At 43.2% G+C, this 6933-nt stretch carries 4 protein-coding genes; all 4 read right to left on the reverse strand.

Annotation, left to right across the window (positions count from 1 at the left end):
• Positions 1–104 precede the first annotated feature (104 nt).
• Positions 105–2714 (reverse strand): family 78 glycoside hydrolase catalytic domain, encoded by a 2610-nt coding sequence (locus ACH2DQ_RS05250; RefSeq protein ID WP_394915514.1) that lies wholly within the window; start codon positions 2712–2714, stop codon positions 105–107.
• A gap of 190 nt (positions 2715–2904) precedes the next feature.
• Positions 2905–4632: a hypothetical protein gene (locus ACH2DQ_RS05255; protein WP_394915513.1), complete on the reverse strand. Its 1728-nt coding sequence runs from the start codon at positions 4630–4632 to the stop codon at positions 2905–2907.
• 45 nt (positions 4633–4677) lie between these two features.
• Positions 4678–5571 carry a carbohydrate ABC transporter permease gene (locus ACH2DQ_RS05260; RefSeq protein WP_394915512.1) on the reverse strand — a complete coding sequence of 298 codons (894 nt, stop codon included), beginning with the start codon at positions 5569–5571 and terminating at the stop codon, positions 4678–4680.
• A gap of 50 nt (positions 5572–5621) precedes the next feature.
• Positions 5622–6578: an ABC transporter permease gene (locus ACH2DQ_RS05265; protein WP_394915511.1), complete on the reverse strand. Its 957-nt coding sequence runs from the start codon at positions 6576–6578 to the stop codon at positions 5622–5624.
• Positions 6579–6933 lie beyond the last annotated feature (355 nt).

The raw sequence follows: 6933 nt of genomic DNA on the forward strand, positions 1-6933 counted from the left end.
TGTGGGTAAGCCATGATTTTTTCCTCCCTGTTATAATTGGTTTTTAATGCCTGCTGCCTAATATTTTTACAGTCAGCACAGTAAATGCTCAGATCTCTGAAACGTTACGTTTCCTCTATTATAAATGTCTCTTTTCCATAAAAAACTATGCCATCCGATGCAGGATGAGGTTTGAATATACCTTTTGTATTTGGCGGGACCTGAACTTCTGCCCGTATTTTTCCCCGCTCCCGCATCCACTCTGATGAAACTTTTCCATAGGGGTGGCGGATGGATGCCTTCACGTAATTCAGATCAGGAGAAAAATAGGGACTGATCACCAGCTCTTCCAAGATAGGATCGCTTCTCACTCCGGGCAGACCGGCGAGTCCACAGTAAAACCACTCTTCCACGCTGCCCAGCATCAGGTGGTTCTGGGACCCATGTGGTCTGTCCGGGTCCGGTCCGTCCCATTCCTCTGTCAATGTTGTGGCACCGCATCTGACCTGGTAGCCATACCCCGGCGCGTCTGTTACATTTGTCATTTTTTCTATGATATCCGATCTGTCATATGCGGTAAGAGCCGCCATGACATAGGGATGTCCGATATCGCCCGCCGTTGTTGCATAATTTCTTTTCTCGATATCCCGAACCAGATAAGCCAGAATACCCGGCTCATTTTCCGGCTCCGCCAGACCCACTGCCAGACTCATTGCCTGTGCCGCCTGGCTCCCTGTGGCATATCTGCATGTGGCTTTATCATAGAACTGGAGGTTGAACTCTCTTTTAACCGCTCTCCCCAGCTCACGGTAGTACTTTGCCTCCTTTTCTTTACCAAGGAGTTTCGAGACCGCTTCCATAATAGACAGATCGTAGTAATAGATCGCTGTGGCAACTACGGGAACCGGCGTGTTCTGAGAATGAGGCGTGTTGGGACCAATATCCAGCCAGTCGCCCAGTCCGTGATGGAGAATATGATGATGGGTCATCCGGTTTAAATGCTCCAGATAATCCACCATTACCTGATAATATCTGTCTAATACCGTTATATCTGCATAACGCTTATATAGGTACCAGGGATTTACAATGCAGGCGCTCCCCCACTCGGGAGAATCCAGATACCCATAGTGCCATTTTTCAAATCCGGTAACGTACTCCGGACAGATATCCGGTATAAGCCCATCTTCATGCTGGGCTTCCGCCATATCCTGCTCTATCTTTTCATAGAGGCTTCTTACATCGTACCCGCACATAATGGCTGGTCCAATCAGATGGGTCTGTTCCAGCCACCCCAGCTTTTCCCGATGGGGGCAGTCCGTCAATATGGACTTCATGTTGCTGCGAACCGACTGGTCGATGATCTGATGGATTTTATTAAAAAGGTCGTTGGAACATTCAAAACTACCTGATTTCTCAATATCGGAATAAATAAATTCTCCTGTAATCGCTTCTATGACGGGCTGGCCAGGCTGTCTTCCATCTGCTGCAAACTCCATCGGAACAGCGCCGCTCACCTGTACATACCGGAAACCATAATAGGTAAACTTTGGACGGTAATGCTGTATTTCCTTTTCATTGCAGGTATATTTCCAGCAATAACCCTCTCCGGTCACACGCTGGTCGGGGCTTCCGTCCGAACAGAGTATCTCAGCGGGCATAAGGGTAATACATGCTCCTGCACAGCTTTTACCTGCCCTGACTTTCATGCTCACCCAGCCGGAAAAGTTCTTCCCCATATCATACATGTATGTTCCCTTGGAAACCTCCCAAACTTTTACCGGTTTCAAACGCTCCATGATTTTCAGCGGATCTGTACTTTCCCTGCGCAGTTTGCCTTTGGGCGCTTCAACAGCTATTGCCTGAAGCCAGGAACTATTTTCCTGAAAATCGGGATGTGAAAATCCCGCCTGTTCCAATCTTGCATCATAATCCTCTCCGCCATAAATTCCGGAATAAGTAACCGGACTCTGTGCCATATGAAATTCTTCATCAGAAACCACCACATCTCTGGTCCCATCCTCATAAGTAACCTGAAGCTGCAGGAGAAATCTCATATTTCCATAACTCCGTTCAAAATAGACATATCTCTTTTTCTTTACATGAAACATGCCGTCACCCAAAAATAAACCAATACAGTTCCGCCCTTGCTGAACCTGCTTGGTTACATCGTATGTATTATAGAGACAGGATTTACGGTAATCTGTCCATCCCGGCGCCAGCACACTGTCTCCTGCTTTTTCCCCATTTATTAACAATTCATAATGTCCCATTCCGCATATGTAAATCCGTGCCTCTTTGATTCCCCCTTTTAGTGGAAAGGTTTTACGGAAGATGTGGTTCACAAAATCCTCCTGCTCCCCAATCCACTTCCCTGTCCACTCCCCGCTGCTTAAAAACCCAGTCTCAAAGTAAGAAACAGGGCTGTACGCAGAAGCCTTTTCGGAATGATCCCATACCCGAACCTTCCAGTAATACCCGGTGCAGGACTGCAGCTCCTTTCCCGCATATAGTATCTGAGTCATCCGGTTACTGCTCTGTTTCCCGCTGTCCCAGATATTCCCCTCATCTTGTTTTATATCTTCTAAATGATCCGATACTAAGATCTGATATGCCGTCTGAAACCACTTCTTTTCATCTTCTGCATCCAGACAAATATTCCACTCAAAATGTGGTTTCCCTGTATCAATTCCAATTGGATTTGTCTGGTATTGCACTTTTTGCTGCGTTATTTCCATATAGTCACCTGTTCCTTTTTTGTATGTTAGCAGGCTGTGGGGCTGCTGAGGATTGGCTGGTTGATACGATAGATATAGCACTTGATATCTGTGTCAGGTGCTATATCCACCATTCATTATACAATGTATCTATAACCCTTTTTAAATAGTAAAATATTAATATCCTATAGTAAAATTTATCCCACTTTAATTACTTCACCGAGTTTTCATTCAGCATCTGCAGCGTGCCTTCAAAATCGTCTACTGCATACTTTACAGAATCTACATAAGCATCCCAGTCTTTCTCCAGATCCATCTTCCCGGTGATGAATTCTACTGCTTTTTCTTTTGCCACAGTCTCGCAGGCATTCATCAGTGTAGCTTTTTCGGTCGCTTCATCAGGATCCAGATTCAGGATCGGCGCCCGGTCATAAGGCGCAACGGAATCTTCCCCGCCGTATTTGGAACTTGCAAGCCAGTATTTATCCATATGGAAACCGTCCTCTTTGCTCCACCATGGTTCTTCTTCCAGCTGTTCGATCTGTGGTTCAAATTCCTGAGGTGTAAATACCACCCCGGTTCTGCATGCCGCTGAAGAGGTCACACCGTAATTTGCCAGCTCCTGCACAGGATTATCGGCACTTGTAATCTCTTCGGTAAATGATTTCGTTCCATCTTCATTTACCACATAAGTCTTTCCTTCAATGCCCCAGTTCTGCAGTTCGATCATCTCCGGTGAATACTGGTAATCAATCATTTTTACAACCCATTCGGGATATTCCACATCTCCGGAAATACCAACTCCAAATCCCGTGTTTGCAAGGGATAATCCTTCTTCCTTAGATCCCCATTTCCAAGGCGTTCCATACTTTTCATTTTCCGGCAGATAGGCAAGTCCAAAATTAATATCCTGATCTTCTTTGTTGCGGTTCCAGTGTGCCGCCATGCCGGACCATACGGTGGGGTAGATCAGCACTTTACCTGTAGCCGCCTTTTTGTTGCAGGCATCGGCATCATCCGTGGCAAATTCAGGATCTATATAGCCTGCATCATAGAGGGTCTTCAGATAGGAAAGCATGTCTTTGAAATTCTCGTCAATGGGACCAAACGCCCATTCTGTCCCATTCCAGTACAGGGTATCCGATGTGTGGTAGATACCTGCAAACCCCCGGTAGAAAGCATAGTTTTTGTCACTGTTTGAAATAGGATAGGAATCCGGATAAAGCTCTTTTAACTTTTTACACAGCTCACTGAATTCATCTAAATTTGTCGCCGGGGTCAGATTGTTCTTTTCCAATAAGTCAAATCGGTATGCAAATGCTGTAAATGACTGTGCACCAATGATATCATTATTATTTACAAAGCCGTCCTTAAAGTAGTAAGAGGTTCCGTCTGCATTGTAAGCAAAATTTTCTCCCCCTCTTGTCTCTTCCACAAATTTAGAGTAATACGGCATATACTGTTTGTATTTGGCAATATCCAGTACCTGGCCGTCCTGTCCATATTCATTAATGGTATCTCCCCAGGAATAGGTAAACACATCCGGCATTTCACCGCTTGCCAGGATTACTTTTTCATTTTCCCGGTAGTCAAGCCAAGGTGTATAGGTCCACTTAATGTCCAGTTTACATCCCAGATACTCTTCCATTCTCTTCTGCCACTCTTTTTGAACTTCCGTATTCCCCGGATCTGTACCAAAAGTGGGAATAGATGCCGTAATGGACAGGGTATTATCCGGCAATTCCGGTAATTCTGTTCCAGATGCATCCCCGGATGTTCCCTTTGAAGATTCTCCCGATGCATCATTTTCGTCTTGTGCATCTGCCGTAGTTTCTCCTTTTGCTTTTGTCTCCGTACTTTGAGATTTTTGTCCACATCCTGCCAATACTGCTGCAGAAAGCGCTGCCGCCAACACTGCTGTTACCATTTTTTTCTTCATTTTATGAATCTCCCTTCTATATTGGAACGTGCTTTTCATCCACGTTTAGCCCTTAACTGCGCCTACCATCATTCCCTGTTCAAAATACTTCTGGAGGAACGGATAGACAATCATAATTGGTGCAATTGTCGCAATAATACATGCATATTGTATATTTTTAGGGTTTACCAGTTGCTGGTTCATTAATTCCTGGGCACCATTCATGCCGGCTGCGCCCGAGGTAAATAAGATCTGGCGCAATATCATCTGAATGGGCTGCTTTGTATCCGTCTTCAGATAGAGCAGCGGTTCAAACCACATATTCCAGTAAGTCACCAGAGAAAACAGACCAAATGTTGCGAACAACGCTTTTGACAGCGGCATATAAATGCTAAACAGAATTCTGGCTTCTCCTGCACCGTCTACAAATGCCGCTTCCCGAATCTCCGGTGATATTCCTTTAAAAAAGGAGCGGTAAATAAAAATGTTATAGGCAGAGACACATCCCGGAAGGATGACAGCCCAGATACTGTCCATCAAACCTAGATTCTGGATCAATATGTAACTTGGAACCATTCCTCCATTAAAGAACATCGTAATGGTTAAAAATACGGTCATGGGTTTACGCAACACAAACTCCTTTACCATGAGAGAATAAGAAATCATTGCTGTAAAGACAAGATTTAATGCTGTCCCCAGAGTTGCATACAGGATGGTATTTCCATAAGCACTCCAGATCTTCGGATCTCCAAAAACCATTTCATATCCTTTCAGGTTAAATCCCACCGGCAGCCAGCTTACCTTTCCGGTTGTAATGGCGCTTGGGCTGCTCATGGATATGGAAATAATATTGATAAACGGATACAGGATTGTTACCATCAGCAGACACATAATGACAATCAGGATCATGTCTGCTGATCTGTTTCCAATGTGAATTTTGTTTTTATTTTTCTGATTCAACTTACTTCTCCTTTCCGGCGCGTGTTTGAAAATGCTATTTCAAACGCGCTCTACCATAAGCTATTTTCGGCATTTACTTTCTGGGTGATTTTATTTGTAATGATTACCAGCCCGAATGCCACTACCGAAAGCATCAGGTTGACTGCCGTTGTGTATTCAAAACGGGCTCCTACGATACCTTCCCGGTAAACAAAGGATGATATGACATCGATTGCGCTGCGGTTGGTATCATTTTGCATTAACAGTATTTTCTGGTAGTCCGAATTGAGCACGGTGCCCACATTCATAATTAACATAATTGTCGTTGTAGGCAGGATGGTAGGCCATGCAATATTTTTTATTTTCTGCCATCTGTTGGCACCATCTATATTTGCCACGTCATATAAGGTTGTGTCTATATTAGACAATGCGGATAGATATATAATGGAACTCCAGCCAAAGGTCTGCCAGATCTGGGAACCTACGTACATCGGCATAAAATATTTTGTGCCCTCATTCATATTGACTGCTGCCAGTCCAAACCATCCTCTGATTGTATTGAAGATTCCATCGATGGATCCAAAGCTGTTCAGCATTCCCACTACAACTACGATTGAGATAAAGTGTGGTATATAGGAAACCGTCTGAACCGTCTTTTTAAACATTTTGCCTTTTACTTCGTTTAGCATAATTGCAAATATGATAGGAGCCGGAAATGAAAATAACATGGTTACCACTCCGATGCGAATCGTATTCCAGATTATCTGACCGGAAGAAGGATTTTTAAAAAACGCTATAAAGTTTTTATAAAAAGGATCCAGCCAGTCGCTGCCCCATACCCCCTTTGACGTTTTATAATTTTTAAACGCAATCAGGATTCCATACATGGATCCATACTTGAATACTATCGTTAGTATCAAGGCAGGCAGACACAGCAGAATTAATGTCCTCTGTCTGCCCAGCGTCTTGAAAATGCTGACTTTCGGCACATATACTGTCTGTGCCGGCTTCTTTTTTCTCTCTTTCACTTCCTGCTCCTTTCCCTCATTTCTGAGAATTGTTTCTTATCGATCTGATACCAACTATTTTACTAAAAATGGGAGTTTTTAAAATGTTTATAACTCTGCTCTTTATGTAAAATTCTTATGATTTTGATAATTTATTAAATCTTTTAAAGAAATTTACATATATTTCTAATATTTTTACATAAAACAATCTAAATAATGGGCTATAATTTTTATACTGCCTCCTTCAAAAATACACCCATTTGAGTTTTTTACATAATTCCCTGACTTTTTTCCATACAAGTTAATGGGATTAAATTGTACTATCTTGTTAAAGACAACAGCTTATTGAGATTAACTACGATCTTAATAAAGACAA

This window comes from Robinsoniella sp., from assembly GCF_034124845.1.

What these genes read in the sequence shown, in the direction of transcription:
- ACH2DQ_RS05250 (WP_394915514.1), bottom strand. Translation starts at nt 2,714, where the DNA reads ATGGAAATAACGCAGCAAAAAGTGCAATACCAGACAAATCCAATTGGA.
- ACH2DQ_RS05255 (WP_394915513.1), bottom strand. Translation starts at nt 4,632, where the DNA reads ATGAAGAAAAAAATGGTAACAGCAGTGTTGGCGGCAGCGCTTTCTGCA.